Source organism: Croceitalea vernalis (assembly GCF_031846405.1).
GTDB lineage: Bacteria > Bacteroidota > Bacteroidia > Flavobacteriales > Flavobacteriaceae > Croceitalea > Croceitalea vernalis.
Window position 1 is genome coordinate 385,214 of record NZ_JAVRHU010000001.1, and the last position, 20,772, is coordinate 405,985.

Consider the following 20,772-nt stretch of genomic DNA (forward strand, 5'->3'; position numbering starts at 1 on the left):
AAAAAAGGTGCAAGAAAAAATGGAAGCTAAAAAAGTTAAAGGCGCTAAAATTAAAAATGAAAAGGACTGGTAATGCCTAAAATGTTCTTTAAAAGTATATTAATCTTATTCCCCTTATTACTTCTGGGTAAGCTTACTATTGCACAAGAACAAAAAGAAGAGGTCACTTTCGAAATAAAACTTAGTAAAGAAAAGCTTGGTTTAAATGAGCGTTTACGAGTAGAATTCACGATGAATAAGGACGGTGATAATTTTAACCCTCCTAGTTTTGAAAACTTTAATGTCATAATGGGGCCTTCACAATCTATAAGTTCATCATGGATTAATGGTAAAAGAAGTTTTGCAAAATCTTACACGTATATATTAAAACCTACCAAACAAGGCACATTTAAACTGGATCAATCTACTATCGAAATTGATGGTAATACCTATAAAACCTTGCCAAAAACGATTGTGGTAACGGCGGCGGTTGAAAATCCGAATGCCCCAAAAACTGCTAATGATGTTGCCGATGAAAGCTTGCATTTAGTTGCCGAGGTTTCTAAGGGCAATCCATACCTTAATGAGGCTGTTACCGTAGTGTACAAACTTTATATTAGTCCATCTATTTCAGTGACAAATTTCAGACCTGTAGATAGCCCTAAATACAATAATTTCTGGAGTCAAGATATTCCAGTTACTAAATACACCACTAATAATGGTACTTATAAGGGTAAACCCTATCGTAGTGTTGTTCTTAAAAGAGTAGTGCTATATCCTCAAAAATCTGGAAAACTAGACATTGAACCTTTGTCACTCGAAATTTTTGTAGACGTGCCTACAAATAGAAGAGACTTTTTTGGAGGTAAAATATATAGTCAAGCTAACAAAACGGTTTCAGCAGGTCGTCGAACTTTAAATGTACTACCCTTACCTGAGGCCGGAAAACCTGCTGATTTTGGGGGTGCTGTAGGCGAATTTGATTTTTCAGTATCAACGAGTAAAACCGCTTTGAATGCATCTGAATCACTACAAGCAGTTGTAGAAGTAACTGGCAAAGGTAATCTCAAGTTATTTCAACTTCCTAAACCAGATTTACCAAGTGCTTTAGAGGTTTATGAACCTGAGTTTGATGAAAGTGTTAGAACTACAATTTCAGGTATGCAAGGGAAGGTTGCAAACCACTATACGGTTGTACCATCTTTTAGGGGAAAATACCCAATACCTTCAATTTCATTTAGTTACTTTAATCCGAAAACTAAGAAGTATAATACAATTGACTCTGACGAAATCACTATTGATGTGATGGAGGGGCCAACCGATAATCAAATTATAGATAATACTGGTGTTGCTAAAGTAGCCGTTCCAACGAGTAAGCAATTTCATTTTATTAAAGTCAAACCTAATTTGACAAGAATGAATGTTAACTATTTTTTTGGTTCAAACTTATTCTATCTGCTGCTATTAGGTCCTTTATTACTTATTCCAATAGTTATTTTGTTTAGAAAAAAACGCGAAAAAGATGCAGGAAATGTTGAAGGAAATAGGCTGAAGAAAGCAAATAGGTTAGCAAGAAAATACTTGTCAACCGCAAAAAAAGAATTAGGTAATGAAGATAATTTTTATATCGCTCTAGAAAAGGCTTTACATAATTATTTGAAGGCAAAACTTAAGATTGAAACTTCAGAATTTAGCAAAGAAAAAATCACCTCTTTATTAAGTGAGAAAAAGGTATCAGATGAACAAATACAAGACTTTATTGGTCTTTTAAAAAACTGTGAAATGGCACGGTATAGTCCATTTACCGAGGTTCAAATGCAACAGGATTACAATAAGGCAAGTGAAGTAATCTCACGAATAGATAAACAGTTATGAAAACCTATATAGCTATCTTATTTTTTCTAATATCATTCGGCGCTTTTGGCCAGAATAACACCTTGTTTCAACATGCGACTGGGTCATACAATGAAGGTGATTATAAAAAAGCTATAGGATTTTATGAGCAAATTCTAGAAAACAAACAACATTCGTCTGAACTCTATTTTAATTTAGGAAATGCCTACTATAAGCTCGGAGAAATTGGCCCCAGTATTTATTATTATGAAAAAGCGTTATTGCTTAAACCCAATGATGTTGAAATAAAAAACAATTTGAGTTATGCCAATAATATGAAGCTTGATGCTATTGAAGAAATGCCCGAAACGGTTTTAGTCAGTTTTTACAATAGTGTTGTCAATTATTTTTCATTTGAACAATGGGCATATTTAGCTGTTTTTATGGTTTTCTTATTCGTTTTAGGTTATATTATCTACTACTTTTTATATAACGCCACCTACAAACGAATTTCATTTATTGTTAGTGTTCTCGCTATGGTCTTGGCCGTTTTCTCAGTTGTTATGGCTTATTTTCAATTCAATGAATTCAAAAAAGACAATCCTGCCATCATTTTTAGTCGTGAAATTGTAGTGACCTCGGAACCTAATAATCGTAGTGAAAGACTATTCACCCTTCATGAAGGAACCAAAGTAAATGTGCTTGAGCAATTAGGAGACTGGCAAAAAGTTAAAATACCGGATGGACAGACGGGCTGGCTACTCGCAGAAAACTTAAAACTGTTAAAAAAATTTTAAAATAGATTTAACAAGATTCAATAGTTATACTATTATCTTTACTGCTCATTTTTCTAAATGTCAAAGTCTATTACATTTTCGCTAATTTCTTTAATGCTCGTCGTTTCTATTTTAGCGCCGTCAATAGAATCGCTGTGCACTTCTGATAATGACAATGCTTTAGTTATTGATTTCAATGAAGAAGAAAATAATAAGAACGAAACAGAGAAAAAGTTTGATGAAAATGAACTCTTTTTTTCGAACTCAACTCAAAACAGAAGTCTTTATTTAGCTCAGGAGCTTACTAGAAATCAAATTTCACTCCTTCCATATTCGGATATCTCCTCTGAAATTGTATTACCACCACCAAAAGAGGTAATTTAAATCAGCAATCTTTAACCAATTTTTTAATTGTCTTCAAAAAGTTAAACAGCTAAGAAGACTAAAAACTATTTCACATGTTTAAGAATTTAAAGAACGACTTGCCCGCTAGTATCGTGGTATTTTTTGTAGCACTCCCCTTATGTTTGGGTATTGCATTAGCGAGTGGCGCTCCACTTTTTTCAGGTTTAATTGCTGGAATTATCGGTGGTATTTTTGTTGGATCACTTAGTGGTTCGCATATCGGCGTGAGCGGACCAGCGGCTGGTTTGGCGGCTATAGTTTTAGCGGCTATAGCATCTTTAGGTTACGAAAACTTTTTAGTAGCCGTAGTTTTAGGAGGTGTTATTCAGTTATTGTTTGGTATTCTTCGCCTTGGAATAATTGGCTATTATTTTCCTTCTTCTGTCATTAAAGGAATGCTAACAGGTATCGGAATTATAATTATATTAAAACAAATTCCATATTTCTTCGGGTATGATAAAGATCCTGAAGGCGACTTCGCATTTTTTCAAATAGATGGAGAAAACACATTCTCAGAAATATTTAATACTATCAGTGGTATTATAAGCGGTAATTATAGTCTCGGTGCAACAGTAATTGCTTTAATTGCCATGATTATACTTATTTTGTGGAGTAATGTCCTTTCTAAAAAGGGAAGAATATTTCAACTAATTCAAGGGCCACTAGTCGCTGTTGTAGTTGGTATTCTGTTTTATGTCTTTACAAAAGATAGTTCTTTTGTAATAACTGATGATCATTTAGTTGCCGTACCTGTACCAGATAGCTTTAATAGTTTTATTGGTCAATTTAGTTTTCCTGCTTTTAGCGCAATTACTAAAATAGAAGTTTGGATAGCAGGTTTTACAATAGCTTTAGTGGCCAGTTTAGAAACACTGTTATGTGTTGAAGCGACAGATAAATTGGACCCACAAAAAAGAGTTACTCCTACGAATAGAGAATTACTAGCTCAAGGTGCCGGAAATATAGTTTCTGGTTTAATTGGTGGTATTCCAATTACTCAAGTAATCGTTCGTAGCTCAGCGAATATACAATCAGGTGGAAAAACAAAACTTTCCGCCATTGTTCACGGATTTTTCTTACTCATTTCGGTAATGTTAATTCCATCATTGCTTAACATGATTCCTTTATCTGTGCTTGCAGCAGTATTGTTTATTGTTGGTTACAAACTAGCTAAACCACAGTTATTTAAAACCATGTGGAAATTAGGTTGGAAACAGTTTTTGCCCTTTATTGTTACCGTTTTAGTAATAGTATTTAAAGACCTTCTTTGGGGTATTGGTATCGGTTTAGTTGTTGGTATTGTGGTTATTTTAATTAAGAGCTACCAGAACTCACACTTTTTACATATTGAAGAGAATAATGATGGTAGCAAATTTAAAATGACTTTAGCTGAAGAAGTAACCTTCTTTAATAAAGGGGCTATCATTAAAGAGTTAGACCGTTTACCTGATGGTTCTTATTTAGAATTAGATGTGCGAAAAACGCGTTATTTAGACAACGATATCATTGAAATTTTAGAAGACTTTTCATTTAAAGCTAAAGAAAGAGACATTGATATTAAATTAGTCTCTGAGAGAGGTATTGTAGAAAACCCTCCTAGTTATATTGAATTTTTTAATTTAAGAAAGAAAACAGCATAATATTATGATAACACAAACACAAGAAACACAAGCTGTAATGACACCAGATGCTGCAATAACTCTTCTAAAAGAAGGCAATGCGCGTTTTGTTGAGAAAAAAATGACCAGCCGAGATTTAATAACACAAGTGAAACAAACAACTTCAGGTCAATATCCTTTTGCAACAGTTTTAAGTTGTATTGATTCAAGAGTATCTGCAGAACTTGTTTTTGACCAAGGTGTTGGTGATATTTTTAGCGCTAGAGTTGCAGGAAATATTGTAAACGAAGATATTTTAGGTAGTATGGAGTTTGCCTGTAAACTTGCTGGTACAAAACTAATTGTTGTCTTAGGCCATACAAGCTGTGGTGCAGTTAAAGGCGCTTGTGATGACGCTAAAATGGGTAATCTAACTACTTTGCTTCATAAGATTAAACCAGCAGTTAGAGCAGTTAATGAACCTTCTGATGATACTCAACGAAATTCAAAGAATCTTGATTTTGTGAATGCAGTTGCCAATAAAAACATTCATTTAACAATAGAAGACATACGAAGCCTGAGCCCTGTCCTTAAAGATATGGAAGATAATGGTGAAATTTCCATTGTTGGTGCTATGTACGATATTGCTGATGGCAGGGTGCATTTTCTATAATTGGTAAGCAAATATTATAAAAAGGTCAATGATGAATCATCATTGACCTTTTTTGTTCCCGCAAAATAAGTATCTTGGATTCTGAATCTTATAAAATTAATTGACCCTATGTTTAAGCATATAAAAGGAGATATTTTTGGAGGAATTACTGCTGGTATTGTTGCTCTGCCCTTGGCACTAGCATTTGGTGTGAGTTCAGGTCTTGGCCCAAGCGCTGGTCTTTACGGTGCCATTTTTATAGGATTTTTTGCCGCGTTGTTTGGAGGAACAAACACTCAAATTTCTGGTCCAACTGCTCCGATGACGGCCGTGAGTATGATTGTAATCGCAGGTATTATCGCCACTAATGACGGTGATGTGAGTAAGGCCTTGCCTGCCATTTTAACTGTCTTCTTATTGGCTGGTATTATGCAAATTGGGCTTGGTATTCTTGGGCTTGGCACCTACATAAAATATATTCCCTATCCTGTTGTGTCTGGCTTTATGACAGCCATTGGCGTTATTATTCTTATTACGCAAATTTTACCAACGGTAGGGTACTATCCAAAAGAAGATGTTGAATATGTCTCTACATTTAAGGAAAGTGCAAAAGAAAAAATTCTTGAAAATATCTTAAAAGAAGAGCAAGGGAAATCTGTTTTAACCTTGAAAAATTTTGAAGAAGCCATTAATAAAGGTGAAAAAACAACTCAAGCCGAAATTTTAAAAGAAGCCCAAACATTAGCTGCTAATAATGCCTCAGGTGTTTTAGGTACTTTTAAAGTTTTAGGGCGCGCATTTAAAAACATTAATTGGCTAGAACTAATTTTGGCTTTTGGAACTATAATTATAATTTATGGTTTTAAAAGAATTACTACAGCAGTACCTAGTACTCTTGTAGCCTTACTTGTAATGTCTGGAATTGCATATGGATTTCAATTAAATTATCGGCCAATAGAAGAAATCCCAAGTGGGTTGCCAATTCCTAATCTCGAGATTATTACCGCATTCGATATTAGTTCAATAACACCTTATATATTTACAGCATTAACCCTCGCACTTTTAGGGGCCATCGATTCATTACTAACGTCGGTAATAGCGGATAATATGACCCAAACCAAGCATAAACCTAACAAAGAATTAATTGGACAAGGGCTTGGTAATAGCATTGCAGCCATTTTTGGCGGAATCCCAGGTGCTGGTGCAACTATCAGAACTGTTGTAAATATCAAATCAGGCGGCAAAACAAAACTTTCTGGAATGATTGCTGGGGTTTTGTTGTTAATTGTTCTTCTTGCTTTAGGACCTATTGCTTCAAAAATTCCTGCTGCGGTTCTAGCAGGTATTTTGATAACTGTTGGTATTGGTGTAATGGATTACAAAGGACTAAAAGCCATTCCTTATCTACCAAAAGATATCAAAATCGGACCATTAAAACTCAGTTCTGAGGTTATCATAATGCTGGTTGTTATGGTGTTGTCTTCTATATGGAATTTAGTATACGCGGTAGGTATAGGGCTTGTTTTGGCTTCATTAACTTTTATGAAAAAGATAGGAGACTTAACTGCAAAAAATTCAGATGTCAAACCTTTAGCTGAAGAAGCTTGGCCAGATGAAAATGAATTTCCTAAAAATTTAAAAGAAGAAGTCTTTATAAAACATATTAAAGGACCATTATTTTTTGGATCAACCAGCGAATTTCAGCAATTGGCTGAACAAATTCCTAATAGTGGATCTACAATTATAATAAGACTTGGTCGCATGCCATATATAGATCAGTCTGGGCTTTATGCTATGGAAGATGTGCTTCATGATTTAAAAAGTCAAAATAAAACGGTACTATTCGTAAAGGTTTTAGATCAACCAAAATATATGATGGAGCGAATTGATATTATCCCTGACTTAATACCTAAAGAACATATTTTTGAAGATTTTGATACTTGCCTTTCATGGGTTTTAACCAATGTTAAAGATGTAGTATAACTTTATTTATAATCGCTTTTATCAAGAAGGACATACCTTAAGGTTTCTTCAAAGACAATTCACTAAATTTGCCGGCACAAAGTAGCTAATCATGATTGACACCCTTAAGGAGCATCTGGCCATCGTTGAACAATTCAATAGTACCTCTAAAGATGAAATTGAAGCTTTTAGAATTAAGTACTTAGGAAAAAAAGGGCTGCTCAATGAGTATTTTGCTGAATTCAAGAACGTGCCTAATGAGCAGAAAAAGGAGTTCGGGCAAGTCATCAATCAATTAAAAAGTACTGCTGCAGAAAAGGTAAATTCTCTAAAAGAAAATCTTGAAAATCAATCTGAATCTTCAGGACAATTTGGCGATTTAACAAGACCTGGAGACCCTATTGAAATTGGGGCTAGACATCCAATTTCGATTGTCAAAAATCAAATTATTGATATTTTTTCTAGAATAGGTTTCAATGTTTCAGAAGGTCCTGAAATTGAAGATGACTGGCATAACTTTACCGCTTTAAATTTACCTGAATACCATCCAGCACGTGATATGCAGGATACTTTCTTTATTCAAACAGATCCTGATATTTTGTTACGTACACACACTTCTTCCGTTCAAGTGCGCTATATGGAAAACAACCAACCACCTATTCGTACAATTTCACCAGGCAGGGTCTATCGTAACGAGGCGATATCAGCTAGATCACATTGCTTTTTTCATCAGGTAGAAGGTTTATACGTTGATAAAAATGTTTCTTTTGCCGATTTAAAACAAACATTACAATATTTTACCTCTGAGATGTTCGGTAAGTCTAAAATTAGACTTCGCCCTTCTTATTTCCCGTTCACAGAGCCTAGCGCGGAAGTAGATGTTTATTGGGGTTTGGAAACAGAGACTGACTATAAAATGACCAAAGGCACAGGCTGGCTAGAAATTATGGGTTGTGGTATGGTTGACCCGAACGTTTTAACTAATTGTGGCATTGACCCAGAGATATACTCTGGATTTGCATTTGGCATGGGTATAGATCGTATTGCCCTTTTACTTCATCAAATATCTGATATTCGTTTATTAAGCGAAAATGATATTCGTTTTTTAGAGCAATTTAAAAGCGCTTTATAGTTTTCGGTTATGAAAAAGGATATTGAAATTCCTATAGTCAAGGATGTTTATGTTGCCGTTGCTCATGAATGGAATAAAGAATTTCTATCTAAAGACTGGAACGCTTACATCATAAATAATCGAAATACTTCAATAGAAATGGCACTAGTGGTGTCAAAAGGATACGAGGGAGATGTTAAAACTTCAACCATGCGTTATGCTTTCGGCGAAGTTAAGGCCAAAGGCTTTGAAAAAATTGAGATGATTACTGAAGACATACTCAGCTTAAATAATGAATTTTATCTTACCTATTATGCTGATAACAAGCTGTATGAAAAACGGTTTGTTTTTGAGAAAAATACCGTTTCAGAAAATAATTTAGTACGTATACCGCTTTTAGAAATGGAAGGTGTTTTTGCTAAATAATTTCGTTTAAACATTTGAAATTAATAATTATTATAGCTTAAAAATACATATATCATATTTTAACCCCTTGATTTTTATCGTTTTACCATAGGATTTATTGACAGCTACTTCTAATTTAGAGACATAGCTAATTCAAAAAACTATTCCTATGAGAACTACCCGATTAAACCGAAGAGACTGGTTAAAAAAAGGAATGCTTACCGCAGGTGGAGTTATGGCAGCACCCTACTTCAGCTTTGCCGAAACTTCAACAGCTCCTTTGCAACTTGATCAAAATGGGGACGCTATTTATAGCCCCTTTTTTAAAGAATATTTGCCGAAAAATTTTAGAGAATTCCCTGTATTAGAAGCTAAGCTTAATGCTAATGAAAACCCATATGGGCCATCACCTATGGCATTAGATGCGTTAAAAAATTCCGCTTCTGGCGGCAATCGTTATGCATGGAAAGAACTTTTTCAATTAGTGGACAAAATTGCAAAATTTGAAGGCGTTACTTCTAAGAATATCATGATGGGCCCTGGTTCATCCGATCTTTTAGAAAAAACTGCAATGGTACTTTTCATGAATGGGGGTAATGTTGTTTCAGCTGACCCAGCATATATGTCATTAATTCGGGTTGCAGAAGCTGCTGGCGGTAGTTGGAAACCCGTACCACTAAAAGATGACTGGTCTCATGATTTAAAGGCCATGGAAGCAGCTATTGACGAAGAAACAAAATTAGTTTACATCTGTAACCCTAATAACCCTACGGGTACCATAACAGATTCAAAAGAGCTTCTTGATTTTTGTTCAAGAGTTTCTGAAAAAGTACCGGTCTTTGTTGACGAAGCGTATTTATGGTTTTTAGATGATGGCGCTAAGAAAAGTATGGTATCATTAATCAATGAAGGTAAAGACGTTATTATCGCCAGAACGTTCTCGAAGATTCACGGTATGGCAGGTTTAAGAGTAGGTTATGCAGTTGCTCAAGAAGCAACCTTAGATAAATTACAAAAAATAACAAGAGCTGGAATGGGAATCTCGTATCCATCTGTTTACGCAGCTATGGGTGCCATGGACGATGCGGAATTCATTGAAAGTTCAAGACTAAAGAACACGGCCTGTCGAGAATATGTTTATGCTGAACTTACCAAAATGGGCATTGAATATGTTCCATCTCATACCAGTTTTATGATTTTCCCTATTGAAATGGAAGGGAAAGAATTTTTGAAAAAGATGACCGATTTAAAAGTAGGTGTTCGAGCATTTAATTTTATGGGTAAAAATTGGTGTCGTGTAAGTATGGGTACTATGGATGAAATGAAACTTTTTACGGATGCATTAGGTAAAGTCATCGTTTAGTCAAATGGATATTAGTTTTCAAAAAACGATAGTTTTCTTATTTTTCATCTTCATTGGTTTTTTACTCAAAGCTAAGTTTAAATCAAAGGAAGAGGTAACTGGTATCAAAAAGATTATTTTAAATCTTGCGCTTCCTGCTACCATTTTTATAGCCCTTTTGGGTGTTCAGATTGAATTGAATTTGTTGTTGTTACCCCTTTTGGCACTTGGGCTTAACCTGCTTTTATTTTTGATTTTTCCTTTAGTATTGCCCCTTTTAGGAATTAAAAAAAATACTTCAGAATTTAGAACCGCCAGATTGCTGGTACCATCATTGGCACCCGGTTTATCATGTTTTCCATTTATTCTAGAATTTTTAGGAGAAGATTATTTGGCCAAAGCTGCAATGGCAGATTTAGGTAATAAAGTCTTTGTTTTGGTCATTTTATACTTAGTTGCTATGAATTGGTACTTAAGATTGCATGACAAAAAACAAAAAGGTGGTTCTTCCAAAATAGGTTCATTACTTAAGGCCATGATTTCTGAACCCGTAAACATCTTTATTGCCGTCGCCTTAGTGTTATTAGGTTTTGGCCTAAATATGAATTCATTACCATTTGTAATAAGTGAAACTCTTGAGAAATTGAGCTTGATAATGACCCCTTTAGTACTTCTATTTATTGGGCTGGCTGTAAAAATTAAAAGAAAACAATTCGTTCAAATCTTTTCTTTATTGTCTTTAAGAGCTGGCTTAGTATTCATGATATGCGGCCTTTTTGTTCTACTTACCGGTTTACGAGCACAAAATGAAATATTACTATTACTTGCATTTGGACTAAGCGCCTGTAGTTTTTGGCCTTTTGCACATATTTCAGCTATTGATACCCTAGAAAAAGAAGGCAAAGCAAAAAAGAAAACCTTTCATAACAATTATGCTATTAGCATACTTGCAATGTCCTTTCCCTTATCCACCTTACTTATTTTGGGGGTATTAAATACAGGTACGGTTGTAACTGTTCTACCTAATATTTTTCTTATTGCTGTTATTTTAGGTGTTTTAGGATTTTCAGTAGCATTATTTTCTTGGTTAAAGAAAAGCCTAAAAAAGCAAAAACTGTTGAACCCTAAACTAGATTCAGCAAGAGCAGAGCACATCTAATCAATTTTTAGAAGTATTTGATTAACTTTCAAGAAGTTATCAATCTAAAACCTCTAGCCATAGTTGGCTATCTCTTTCATGTTTAAATTTTTTCGCCGCATTCGACAAAACGTAATTTCAGAAGGTAAAACTGGCAAATATCTAACATATGCCTTTGGGGAAATTGTGCTTGTAGTTATTGGTATTTTAATTGCATTGCAGATTAATAACTGGAATGAGGAACGAAAGACTACTGAACAACTTCATGGCTATTTAAGCGGCTTGAGTAAAAACATACAATCAGACACCCTAAAAATTAATCAGGTTAAGGCTCTTAGAATACGTCAAAACATTGCTGCAGCAGACTATATAAATTATACTTACCTAGATTCTATGCCTATGAACTTAGTGCCGCGAATAGTTCGGATACTTGGGGAACAATATTTAAATGTCAATCAATCTGGTTTTGATGCACTAAAAAGCTCTGGGTATATCGCTAACCTGAAAGGTAAACGGCTAGAAGATGCCATTTTCGATTATTACGCCTATTTTGAAGAAATACATGAAAGTGAAATAAGCTTAAACAACTTCATAGAAAATATGGAAGCAGGGCTCTATGATGTAAGCTATAAAGACATCGTAATGGTTTATAAAGTTTTTGGAAGTTCTAAAGCACCACACGAATTCTCAAAAAAAGACCAAGAAAAAGCCTTAGAGCAAATTTATCAAAACTCAAAAATGCTTGGTATAATGCAACGAGTTGCCACTGAAAAATATTTTTATGTTTATGACAGCCTAAAAATAAAAGGGCAAAGAATTGTAAAATTGATTGAAGAAGAAAAAACCAATGATTAAATTCTTTAGAAAAATTCGTCAAAACCTCCTTTTAGAGGGTAAAACTACCAAATACTTTAAATATGCAGTTGGTGAAATAGTACTAGTTGTCATTGGTATTTTGATTGCTTTACAGATAAACAATTGGAATGAAAGCCGAATACAGGATAAACAGGAATTAAAATTATTACAACAACTAAGAGCAGATCTTTATGAAAATGAAAATGAACTTCAGATTTTAATAAAAAAGGTGAGGGTAAATAGTTGGGCTATGGATAGCTTACTTGTTCGTCTTAATGAAAAAAATTACGATAAATCTATTTCCGTTTATACCGCATTAATACATCGGAAGAGCTTTTTTAATAATTCAAACTCTGGTTATAAATTATTGGGTAATGGAATGGCAAAAATAATTTCGAATGACAGCTTGCTCAATGATATTCTATCACTTTATGAAAAAGACTTTGCCAATATAAAAACGAGAGAGAATATTATGAATAACAAAATTGAAAATAAACTATATCCTCTAACAAACCAATTGTTTAAAATAAACCCTAATTTATCTATTCGCTTAAAAGAGTTTGATGTCGTTGCAACCGAAGTTTATAGTCCAATAAATTATGAACTATTAAGCATTAATCACGAGTATATAAATAATCTCTTGCAATTAAATAATACTTTTAAAACAAGACGCTCATATTTAAAAATAACAGAAAAAAGACTGGCTAAGGTTCTTAAAATACTTGATACGGAATTAAACAAACATTAATTTTAAGTTATAAGTATAAGCTACCAATTAATAAAAGGTTTTTTAGTTAACTGTGAGTTATAGTATTTTATTTGCCCAGTTACCTCATCACCCAACCAATCTGGTTTATCAAAGCGTTCATCTTCATTTTGTAATTCTACTTCAGCAACTACTAATCCTTCGTTCTCCCCTAAAAACTCATCTATTTCAAAAAGATGCTCACCAGCGGGCACCTCAAAACGTATTTTTTCTAGAATTCCAGGTTCGCATAAATCAATAAGATTTGTAGCATCCTTAAAACTAATTTCTTTTTCCCATTCAAAACGTGTAGTGCCAGATTCGTTTCCTTTTCCTTTTATAGTCAAGTACCCCTTATTGCCTTTTATTCGAACCCGTACCGTTCTCTCTGGCGCAGTATTTAAAAAGCCTTGCACTATTCTAGTTTCTGAAGTTGCATCTTTTTTATAAGCCTCAGATACTACCAAAAACTTACGTTCTATTTCTAAATGTTCCATTAAACTAAATATACCCTAAATTTGAGTATGGAATTTGATTTTCCATTACGAAAAATCATTCATGTTGATATGGACGCCTTTTATGCTTCAGTAGAACAGCATGATAATCCTGAGCTCAAAGGCAAGCCCATTGCAGTTGGTGGGGGCTCAAAACGCGGCGTAGTTTCAGCCGCTAGTTATGAAGCGCGTAAGTTTGGTGTACGAAGCGCTATGAGCGGTTATATTGCACAGCGTAATTGCCCAGATTTGATTTTTGTAAAACCACGTTATGAAAGGTATATTGAAATTTCAAAACAAGTTCGAAAAGTCTTTTTTGAATATACTGACCTAGTAGAACCATTATCCTTAGATGAGGCTTATTTAGACGTTACTGAAAACAAAATAGGAAACCCTTCGGCAACTTTAATCGCTAAGGAAATTCGACAAAAAATACTAAATGAGACTGGTCTTACAGCCTCAGCTGGAATTTCAATTAACAAGTTCATAGCCAAAATAGCAAGTGATTACAACAAACCCAACGGTCAAAAAACTGTTAACCCCGAGGAAGTAATTCAATTTTTAGAAGATTTAGACATTCGTAAATTTTATGGCGTAGGTAAGGTAACTGCGGAAAAAATGTACAAACTGGGCATCTTTACTGGAAATGATTTAAAAACCAAATCCTTGGACTTTCTTGATGAGAAATTTGGTAAAAGTGGTAGCTACTACTACGATGTAGTTAGAGGAAAACATTTAAGCGAAGTTAAACCAGATCGCATACCTAAATCGGTAGGAGCGGAACGCACTTTTAGCGAAAATTTGAGTAGTGAAATTTTTATGCTCGAACGTTTAGAACATATTGCAAATGAGTTAGAACGTCGACTTTTAAAATCTAATATTGCAGGAAAAACAATTACCCTTAAAATCAAGTACAGCGATTTTACACTCCAAACACGTAGTAAAACCCTACCCTATTTTATAACCGAGAAAGCCTTGATTCTTGAGACAGCAAAAGAGCTACTTTACCAACAAGAACTACAAAACTCTGTTCGTCTATTAGGTATTTCATTAGCAAACCTGAATACAGAAGACAAAAAAATTAAAAAATCAGATGACCTTAAAAAGCTATTGGTGCAGTTAAAATTTGACTTTTAAAAAACTACATAGACTTAACGGAAACCGTTAAAGCCCATATAATTATGGAAGAAAAGAAAATACCAATAGCATTAGCTATAAATGCCTTTTTTCTTTCAATTCTAAACAAGTATGATGCAATACTTCCTGCATAGACTCCTGTTCCGGGTAAAGGAATCATAACGAACAATGCTAGACCTAATACTCCAAATCGTTGAATTTTATCACCAGTACCTGTCTTAGCTCTTTTTGCAACCCATAAGGCCACTTTTTTATAAGGTCTCCATCGTACAAGACCTTTATTGATATTATCTAAAAAATACATCATTATTGGAAAGACCAATAAATTGGCCAAAAAACAGGTGATAAAAACAAGATAGCTATTCACTCCTTGAGCAATACCATATGGAATACCAACCTTAGATTCACCAAACGGTGAAATACTCCAAAGAATGGCCGTTATCAATTCTAATATCACTGTAACAATTTTTTTGCAAAACTATAGTTGAAAAAATAATTTTGAGCCAATAAAACGCTAATTCTAACTAAAGATTTTATAGAACCCCCATTTAACTACAGTTTTTTACTAACCACCGTTAGTTTTAGATTGAATATGGAAAATTTGTTTATTGACTGACCAGTCGGTTTATATTTGTAGTATGCAAAAAAGTAATATCAAAGAACACATCATTACCGTAGCGAGTAAACTGTTCTATACAAATGGTTACAACGCAACTGGTATTAACGAAATTATTGCAAAATCTGAAATTGCAAAAGCCACCTTGTATCATCATTTTAAATCAAAAGAAGATGTATGTGTAGCTTACCTTGAAGTGCGTCACCTTAAATTTATGGACGACTTAAAAAATTATATTTCAGATAAAAATGAAGGAAAACAAAAACTAGTTGGCATTTTTGATTTTTTAAGAGATTTATATAGACAAGGAGACTTCCATGGTTGTTGGGGCATTAAAACTCTGGGTGAACTACCTCCAGAAAATGAAAAAATAGTTTTGGTTATTCAACGACAGAAAAAAGAACTCCTCTTATTTTTAGGTGAAATTGTGGGTGACACAATTGCTAACATTTCATTAGCAGAAACAGAAAAAATATCAGGTGGACTATATTTACTTTATGAAGGGGCTATTACTGAGAGTCATTTGCACAGAAATGATTGGCCTATACATTTAGCAAAAAGTATTGCACCTTCAATTTTTGCTGAATCAAAATTGAAATAAGAGACATCAAATTCGAAAGTGTCAAGGTGTTAGTTTTTGTTTTTAACAACCTTAAGAATAGCTTCATTAACCCTCTTGAAATACTGAGTTCTTACTGATTTATTGGTGTTTATGGCCTTTAAGTCAAAAAATTCTGTTCATACTTACACGGTTTTAATACCCAATTAGCCCAAATAATTTCAACAGAACTGTTAATGATTGTTACAAACTTTTTCAAAATGCTAAGTTTTTATAGTATTGAACTATGAAAGAGTTACAACATTACGATAAGGCGGCATATAATTTCTACTCTAAGCAGGGTGTTTTAAATCTACCTGTCTCTGGTTGGGATGTATTTTCGAAGTATTTCCAAAAAATGTGTGATAACCTAAGTGACTTGGGAATATTGAAGGCACTTTCTGATCAAAAGAGCTGGGAGAATAAATTTCCATTCGAAAAAGAAATTATTGAAAAGGAACATATTATTGTTGTTACTGATGCGCAACTAAATATCGTACATGCGACTAAGAATATTTTTCATATGAATGGCTACACACCTGATGAAATAAAAGGTCTAAAACCAAAAATGTTCCAAGGCGAAAAAACCTGTAAAGAAACTGCCTCAAAGATTGCAAAAGCTGTTAAAAGTGAGCAACCATTTGAAGCGGTAATTTTAAACTATCGCAAAGATGGTTCAACCTACAACTGCTGGATTAAGGGTGCGCCTATTCGCAACAAAAAAGGCAAAGTAGTAAATTTTATAGCTTTTGAAAGAGAAGTTGCTTAGAAATTACTTGTCTCAATTTCTGTAACCCTCAATGTATTAACCATTCCTTTTTCTTTCATAGGCATTGCTGCTAAACTAATAAGCATATCACCATTCTGTAAAAACCCTTTTTTAAATGCAATTTGGTTTACATCTTCAATAGTCTCATCTGTTGATACGTATTTGTCATAATAGAATGCCTTAACACCCCAAAGCAAATTCAATTGTGTTAATATTCTTCTATTAGAAGTAAAAACTAGAATATGAGCGCTAGGTCGCCATGCCGAAATTTGAAAAGCCGTATACCCACTATTTGTTAATGTCGAAATCGCTTTGGCTTGAATTTCATTGGCCATTAATGCAGCATGATAACAAACCGACTTCGTGATATATCTTCTTGTTTTAATATGAGGTGGTGTCTGAGGCACATTAATTAAACTAGATCCCTCAACACTAGATAAAATACTTGTCATTTTCTCAATCACTTGAACTGGATAATTACCCACAGAAGTTTCCCCAGATAGCATAACAGCATCAGCCCCATCCATTACAGAATTAGCCACGTCGTTTACCTCAGCCCTTGTTGGTGTTAAACTTGTAATCATGGTCTCCATCATTTGAGTAGCAATAATTACAGGTATTCTAGCCTTTTTGGCTCTTAAAACCAATTGTTTTTGAATTAAAGGAACCTCATGAGCAGGTACTTCAACTCCCAAATCACCTCTGGCAACCATCAAACCATCACAATAAGCAACAATCTTATCTATATTCTCTACAGCCTCAGGCTTTTCTATCTTCGCAATGATTGGAATTTTGTGCTCTGAATGTTCTTTAATTAAATTTTGAAGATCTATCAAATCTTGGCTAAATCTAACAAATGAAAGTGCGATCCAATCTACATTTTGACCAACAGCAAAAATGGCGTCTTTTATATCCTTCTCTGTTAAGGCTGGTAAAGAAATATTAGTATTGGGTAAGTTGACACCTTTTTTAGATTTTAAAGGCCCACCTTGAATAACCTTAGCCTTTACTTCATTCTCACCATTGGTAGAAACTACCTCGAACATCAATTTTCCATCGTCTAAAAGTATATTTTCTCCAGCCTTTACATCTCTAGGAAATGCTGCATAGTTCATATATACCTTTTCAGCATTGCCTTCAAATGGTTCTCCTGTTACAAAAAGAATTTCATCGCCAGGCGCAACAACCACTTCACCACCCATTACACCAACTCTTAATTTTGGTCCTTGTAAATCAGCCAAAATTGCGGTGCTCATTTGCATCTCTTCATTCAACTCACGAATCATTTTAATCCGCTCAGTAACATCATCATAACTAGCGTGTGAAAAATTAATTCTGAACACATCCACTCCTGCCAGTATCATTTCTTTTAAAACTTCCTTTTTACTGGTAGCTGGGCCGAGAGTTGCAACAATTTTAGTTTTCTTCTTAGTTGGCATTATTAAAAAATTAGGTTTTTCTTTGATTTTAAACTCCTTACATCAATATCGTAAGCAGTGACTACTTTTGGTATCTGATTAATTAATGAAACCACCTCATTCATTGAATAATTTTCATCAACATCAATTTTTAAAAAGTAATCAACTTCTTTTCGTTCTTCAATTAGGTAGTGTGTTCTTTCTTCACTTTCCTCTTCAAAAAAACCAAAAGATTCGGTTCTTTCTATTCTCTTGATTGTGTTACTCACCAAGGTCCAATTGGTGTCATTACTATCGTCTTTCCATTCAAAAATTGGAAACGAAAAATCAGCAACGTCCAAGTCTTGTTCGCTTCTTTCTAATTTTAATTGTACAACCTTATTTATGCCATAAGCCATTGCGTAATCTCTCAAGCTACAATGCAATGCAATGAGCTTAAAAGTATCATCATATAACTCTGCAGCTATCTTATGAGTTGTTACCATCAAATTAATGCGAATTGTAAATATAGTTCTAATCCTTAAACCAGCCTAGTGTATGGAATGGTTTAGAAAATATGAAGGGTACGAAAACGTTGGAGTTTACCGTTTCTTAACGATTAATGACTTTCGATTTTGTGCTGAAGAGCAAAGTAGGCTCTTTTTGAAGCTTTTTCTTCTGCCTTCTTTTTTGAAGTAGCTCGTGCTTTTGCTAATATCTTTTCTCCAATGGTTAATTTAACTGCAAAATGTTTTAAAACATCATTGCCTGTATCTTCATAAACATCATAATGAAAACTCTTTTTTTGCTTTTGGCACCATTCAATTACCAAACTTTTATAGCTGATGACTTTACCTTCTAATTGTTCTATGTCAACATAAGGCTCAATAACCCTAGATTGAATAAATTTTTCGCAGAAAGTATAACCGCGGTCCAAATAAATAGCACCAACCAAGGCCTCAAAAACATTACCATGAATATTTTCTCCAAAATGTGATTTTGGAATCCTACTCTCCACATAATTTAATAAGCCTAAGTCTTTTCCCAGTTCGTTTAAATGTTTTCTGCTAACAATTTTAGACCTCATTTTGGTAAGATAACCCTCATCTCCCTCAGGAACACTACTGTATAGATGTCTAGAAATAATAGTGCCGAGCATGGCATCGCCTAAAAACTCTAAACGTTCATAGTTCATAGGATTACCTTCTTGGTCACGTTTGTTCATGGAACGATGTAAAAAGGCTTTCTTATAGACTTCAATATTCTTAGGCTTAAAACCCAAAATACGTTTAATGCCTAAAAAAAAATCCCCATCCTGTTTAGGATGGGAATTAAATATTTTAGGAGAAAACTTCATCTATTAAATTAACTAAGTTTTTTAAATAAAACACAAGCATTGTGCCCTCCAAAACCAAAAGTATTGCTCATAGCAACATTTACTTCTCGTTTCTGAGCTTTATTCAATGTCAAATTTAATGATGGATCAATATTTTCATCAATTACACTGTGATTTATGGTTGGCGGTACTAGGCTATGTTCCATAGCTAAGATTGATGCAATTGCTTCAATTGCACCAGCCGCTCCTAATAAATGACCAGTCATTGATTTAGTTGAATTAATATTAATATTCGCTGCATGTTCACCAAATACCTTAGATATCGCTTTAAGTTCAGCGACATCACCTAATGGAGTTGATGTGCCATGTGTATTGATAGCATCAACATCTGAAGCTTTTAAGCCAGCATTTTCTAAGCAATTCTCCATTACCTTGACTACACCTATACCTTCAGGATGTGGTGCTGTCATATGATAAGCATCACTCGAAAGACCACCACCTAAAACCTCAGCATAAATTTTTGCGCCTCTGGCCTTAGCATGCTCATATTCTTCTAATACCAAAGCTCCAGCACCTTCACCTAAAACAAAACCGTCTCTAGTTGCATCAAATGGTCTTGACGCAGTTTCAGGGCTTTCATTTCTAGTTGATAGTGCATGCATGGCATTAAATCCACCCATACCAGCAATGGTTACTGCCGCTTCACTGCCACCAGTCACAACAACGTTACAATGGCCTAATCGAATATAATTCAAGGCATTAATTGTTGCATTCGCAGATGATGCACAAGCAGAAACAGTCGTATAATTTGGCCCCATAAAGCCATGTTTGATAGAGATATTACCTGGAGCAATATCTGCAATCATTTTTGGTATAAAGAAAGGATTGAACCTTGGAGTGCCATCACCAGCAGCAAAATTCAATACCTCATTTTGGAAAGTTTCTAAACCTCCAATACCAGCTCCCCATACTACACCTACTTTAAATTTATCAATTTTATCTAAGTCTAGCCCAGAGTCAAGAATTGCTTCATCAGAAGATACCAATGCATATTGTGCAAAACGGTCTAGCTTCCTAGCTTCCTTTCTATCGAAAAAATTTAAGGGATCGTAATTTTTAAGCTCGCAGGCAAATTTTGTTTTAAACTTTTCTGTATCGTAATATGTAATGGGAGCAGAACCGCTTTTTCCGTTCTTAAGTGCATCCCAATAGGTTTTGATATCGTTCCCGATCGGTGTCAGAGCACCTAGACCGGTAACTACAACTCGCTTTAACTGCATAGAACTAATTTTTAACCTATTTACGCTTGAATTTAAAAAAAATTATCCATGTGGAAGATTACCACATGGATAATTGTTAATCTTTAGTAAGATAACATAAATTACTTTGCTTCTTCTATATAGCTTATTGCTTGACCAACAGTAGCAATGTTCTCCGCTTGATCATCTGGAATTTGAATATCGAATTCTTTTTCAAATTCCATAATAAGTTCAACAGTATCCAATGAATCAGCGCCTAAATCGTTGGTAAAACTTGCTTCAGAAACAACTTCATTTTCATCAACACCTAGTTTATCAACGATGATAGCTTTTACTCTTGATGCAATGTCTGACATAATAATATC

At 34.3% G+C, this 20,772-nt stretch carries 22 protein-coding genes; 15 read left to right on the plus strand and 7 right to left on the minus strand.

Translation table 11 applies throughout. The features are described 5' to 3' along the window. Positions 1 to 81: 81 nt before the first annotated feature. The 12 genes from RM520_RS01690 (at position 82) to RM520_RS01745 (ending at position 12,804) form a co-directional block, all read left to right on the plus strand. Positions 82 to 1,854 carry a BatD family protein gene (locus RM520_RS01690; RefSeq protein ID WP_311387384.1) on the plus strand — a complete coding sequence of 591 codons (1,773 nt, stop codon included), beginning with the start codon at positions 82 to 84 and terminating at the stop codon, positions 1,852 to 1,854. Continuing rightward, positions 1,851 to 2,609, plus strand: a complete 759-nt coding sequence (locus RM520_RS01695; RefSeq protein WP_311383977.1) for a tetratricopeptide repeat protein — start codon at positions 1,851 to 1,853, stop codon at positions 2,607 to 2,609. The genes RM520_RS01690 and RM520_RS01695 overlap by 4 nt, the downstream gene beginning before the upstream one ends. Positions 2,610 to 2,666: 57 nt before the next feature. Next, positions 2,667 to 2,972, plus strand: a complete 306-nt coding sequence (locus RM520_RS01700) for a hypothetical protein (RefSeq protein WP_311383978.1) — start codon at positions 2,667 to 2,669, stop codon at positions 2,970 to 2,972. 74 nt (positions 2,973 to 3,046) lie between these two features. After that, positions 3,047 to 4,633, plus strand: a complete 1,587-nt coding sequence (locus RM520_RS01705; RefSeq protein ID WP_311383979.1) for a SulP family inorganic anion transporter — start codon at positions 3,047 to 3,049, stop codon at positions 4,631 to 4,633. A 4-nt stretch (positions 4,634 to 4,637) separates the two neighbouring features. Next, positions 4,638 to 5,264, plus strand: a complete 627-nt coding sequence (locus RM520_RS01710; RefSeq protein ID WP_311383980.1) for a carbonic anhydrase family protein — start codon at positions 4,638 to 4,640, stop codon at positions 5,262 to 5,264. A 108-nt stretch (positions 5,265 to 5,372) separates the two neighbouring features. Continuing rightward, positions 5,373 to 7,226 carry a SulP family inorganic anion transporter gene (locus RM520_RS01715; protein ID WP_311386752.1) on the plus strand — a complete coding sequence of 618 codons (1,854 nt, stop codon included), beginning with the start codon at positions 5,373 to 5,375 and terminating at the stop codon, positions 7,224 to 7,226. Between the two features lie 91 nt (positions 7,227 to 7,317). Continuing rightward, positions 7,318 to 8,337: a phenylalanine--tRNA ligase subunit alpha gene (pheS, locus tag RM520_RS01720; protein WP_311386753.1), complete on the plus strand. Its 1,020-nt coding sequence runs from the start codon at positions 7,318 to 7,320 to the stop codon at positions 8,335 to 8,337. A gap of 9 nt (positions 8,338 to 8,346) precedes the next feature. Beyond that, the gene (locus RM520_RS01725; RefSeq protein ID WP_311383983.1) at positions 8,347 to 8,742 is read left to right on the plus strand and encodes a hypothetical protein; all 396 of its coding nucleotides are present in this window, start codon (positions 8,347 to 8,349) and stop codon (positions 8,740 to 8,742) included. A 148-nt stretch (positions 8,743 to 8,890) separates the two neighbouring features. Next, complete coding sequence (locus RM520_RS01730) at positions 8,891 to 10,084, plus strand: pyridoxal phosphate-dependent aminotransferase (RefSeq protein ID WP_311383984.1); 1,194 nt, start codon at positions 8,891 to 8,893, stop codon at positions 10,082 to 10,084. A gap of 4 nt (positions 10,085 to 10,088) precedes the next feature. Continuing rightward, entirely contained in the window at positions 10,089 to 11,222 is a 1,134-nt protein-coding gene (locus tag RM520_RS01735; RefSeq protein WP_311383985.1) for an AEC family transporter, read from the plus strand. Between the two features lie 78 nt (positions 11,223 to 11,300). Then, complete coding sequence (locus RM520_RS01740) at positions 11,301 to 12,056, plus strand: DUF6090 family protein (protein WP_311383986.1); 756 nt, start codon at positions 11,301 to 11,303, stop codon at positions 12,054 to 12,056. Further along, positions 12,031 to 12,804 (plus strand): DUF6090 family protein, encoded by a 774-nt coding sequence (locus RM520_RS01745; protein ID WP_311386754.1) that lies wholly within the window; start codon positions 12,031 to 12,033, stop codon positions 12,802 to 12,804. The genes RM520_RS01740 and RM520_RS01745 overlap by 26 nt, the downstream gene beginning before the upstream one ends. A 20-nt stretch (positions 12,805 to 12,824) precedes the next feature. On the opposite strand, the gene RM520_RS01750 is transcribed toward RM520_RS01745, so the two are convergent. Then, complete coding sequence (locus tag RM520_RS01750; RefSeq protein WP_311386755.1) at positions 12,825 to 13,298, minus strand: CYTH domain-containing protein; 474 nt, start codon at positions 13,296 to 13,298, stop codon at positions 12,825 to 12,827. Positions 13,299 to 13,325: 27 nt separating this feature from the next. Here RM520_RS01750 and dinB point away from each other — a divergent pair, with 27 nt between their 5' ends. Beyond that, a complete protein-coding gene (gene dinB / locus RM520_RS01755; protein WP_311386756.1) occupies positions 13,326 to 14,432 on the plus strand; it encodes a DNA polymerase IV in 1,107 nt (368 codons plus the stop codon). A 4-nt stretch (positions 14,433 to 14,436) separates the two neighbouring features. Here the strand turns inward: dinB and RM520_RS01760 are convergent, their stop codons facing one another. Next, complete coding sequence (locus tag RM520_RS01760) at positions 14,437 to 14,889, minus strand: COG2426 family protein (RefSeq protein ID WP_311383990.1); 453 nt, start codon at positions 14,887 to 14,889, stop codon at positions 14,437 to 14,439. A gap of 181 nt (positions 14,890 to 15,070) precedes the next feature. On the opposite strand from RM520_RS01760, the gene RM520_RS01765 reads away from it, so the two are divergent. Together RM520_RS01765 and RM520_RS01770 are read left to right on the plus strand one after the other, a co-directional pair. Beyond that, a complete protein-coding gene (locus tag RM520_RS01765) occupies positions 15,071 to 15,649 on the plus strand; it encodes a TetR/AcrR family transcriptional regulator (protein WP_311386757.1) in 579 nt (192 codons plus the stop codon). A gap of 244 nt (positions 15,650 to 15,893) precedes the next feature. Further along, positions 15,894 to 16,415: a PAS domain-containing protein gene (locus RM520_RS01770; RefSeq protein WP_311386758.1), complete on the plus strand. Its 522-nt coding sequence runs from the start codon at positions 15,894 to 15,896 to the stop codon at positions 16,413 to 16,415. Here the strand turns inward: RM520_RS01770 and pyk are convergent. The 5 genes from pyk to RM520_RS01795 all read right to left on the minus strand — a co-directional run bounded on the left by pyk (position 16,412) and on the right by RM520_RS01795 (position 20,763). After that, positions 16,412 to 17,854, minus strand: a complete 1,443-nt coding sequence (pyk, locus tag RM520_RS01775; RefSeq protein ID WP_311386759.1) for a pyruvate kinase — start codon at positions 17,852 to 17,854, stop codon at positions 16,412 to 16,414. The two genes, RM520_RS01770 and pyk, sit on opposite strands and share 4 nt — an antisense overlap. Before the next feature lie 2 nt (positions 17,855 to 17,856). Further along, positions 17,857 to 18,318 carry an IPExxxVDY family protein gene (locus RM520_RS01780; protein ID WP_311386760.1) on the minus strand — a complete coding sequence of 154 codons (462 nt, stop codon included), beginning with the start codon at positions 18,316 to 18,318 and terminating at the stop codon, positions 17,857 to 17,859. A gap of 113 nt (positions 18,319 to 18,431) precedes the next feature. Further along, positions 18,432 to 19,169, minus strand: coding sequence for a ribonuclease III (gene rnc, locus RM520_RS01785; protein ID WP_311383995.1), 738 nt, complete (start codon positions 19,167 to 19,169; stop codon positions 18,432 to 18,434). Positions 19,170 to 19,177: 8 nt separating this feature from the next. Next, positions 19,178 to 20,428: a beta-ketoacyl-ACP synthase II gene (gene fabF, locus RM520_RS01790; RefSeq protein WP_311386761.1), complete on the minus strand. Its 1,251-nt coding sequence runs from the start codon at positions 20,426 to 20,428 to the stop codon at positions 19,178 to 19,180. Between the two features lie 101 nt (positions 20,429 to 20,529). After that, the gene (locus tag RM520_RS01795; RefSeq protein ID WP_047247024.1) at positions 20,530 to 20,763 is read right to left on the minus strand and encodes an acyl carrier protein; all 234 of its coding nucleotides are present in this window, start codon (positions 20,761 to 20,763) and stop codon (positions 20,530 to 20,532) included. Positions 20,764 to 20,772 lie beyond the last annotated feature (9 nt).

Coding starts and splice junctions, on each gene's coding strand:
- RM520_RS01690 (WP_311387384.1), top strand. CDS start 82: ATGTTCTTTAAAAGTATATTAATCTTATTCCCCTTATTACTTCTGGGT.
- RM520_RS01695 (WP_311383977.1), top strand. CDS start 1,851: ATGAAAACCTATATAGCTATCTTATTTTTTCTAATATCATTCGGCGCT.
- RM520_RS01700 (WP_311383978.1), top strand. CDS start 2,667: ATGTCAAAGTCTATTACATTTTCGCTAATTTCTTTAATGCTCGTCGTT.
- RM520_RS01705 (WP_311383979.1), top strand. CDS start 3,047: ATGTTTAAGAATTTAAAGAACGACTTGCCCGCTAGTATCGTGGTATTT.
- RM520_RS01710 (WP_311383980.1), top strand. CDS start 4,638: ATGATAACACAAACACAAGAAACACAAGCTGTAATGACACCAGATGCT.
- RM520_RS01715 (WP_311386752.1), top strand. CDS start 5,373: ATGTTTAAGCATATAAAAGGAGATATTTTTGGAGGAATTACTGCTGGT.
- pheS (WP_311386753.1), top strand. CDS start 7,318: ATGATTGACACCCTTAAGGAGCATCTGGCCATCGTTGAACAATTCAAT.
- RM520_RS01725 (WP_311383983.1), top strand. CDS start 8,347: ATGAAAAAGGATATTGAAATTCCTATAGTCAAGGATGTTTATGTTGCC.
- RM520_RS01730 (WP_311383984.1), top strand. CDS start 8,891: ATGAGAACTACCCGATTAAACCGAAGAGACTGGTTAAAAAAAGGAATG.
- RM520_RS01735 (WP_311383985.1), top strand. CDS start 10,089: ATGGATATTAGTTTTCAAAAAACGATAGTTTTCTTATTTTTCATCTTC.
- RM520_RS01740 (WP_311383986.1), top strand. CDS start 11,301: ATGTTTAAATTTTTTCGCCGCATTCGACAAAACGTAATTTCAGAAGGT.
- RM520_RS01750 (WP_311386755.1), bottom strand. CDS start 13,298: ATGGAACATTTAGAAATAGAACGTAAGTTTTTGGTAGTATCTGAGGCT.
- dinB (WP_311386756.1), top strand. CDS start 13,326: ATGGAATTTGATTTTCCATTACGAAAAATCATTCATGTTGATATGGAC.
- RM520_RS01765 (WP_311386757.1), top strand. CDS start 15,071: ATGCAAAAAAGTAATATCAAAGAACACATCATTACCGTAGCGAGTAAA.
- RM520_RS01770 (WP_311386758.1), top strand. CDS start 15,894: ATGAAAGAGTTACAACATTACGATAAGGCGGCATATAATTTCTACTCT.
- pyk (WP_311386759.1), bottom strand. CDS start 17,854: ATGCCAACTAAGAAGAAAACTAAAATTGTTGCAACTCTCGGCCCAGCT.
- RM520_RS01780 (WP_311386760.1), bottom strand. CDS start 18,318: ATGGTAACAACTCATAAGATAGCTGCAGAGTTATATGATGATACTTTT.
- rnc (WP_311383995.1), bottom strand. CDS start 19,169: ATGAAGTTTTCTCCTAAAATATTTAATTCCCATCCTAAACAGGATGGG.
- fabF (WP_311386761.1), bottom strand. CDS start 20,428: ATGCAGTTAAAGCGAGTTGTAGTTACCGGTCTAGGTGCTCTGACACCG.
- RM520_RS01795 (WP_047247024.1), bottom strand. CDS start 20,763: ATGTCAGACATTGCATCAAGAGTAAAAGCTATCATCGTTGATAAACTA.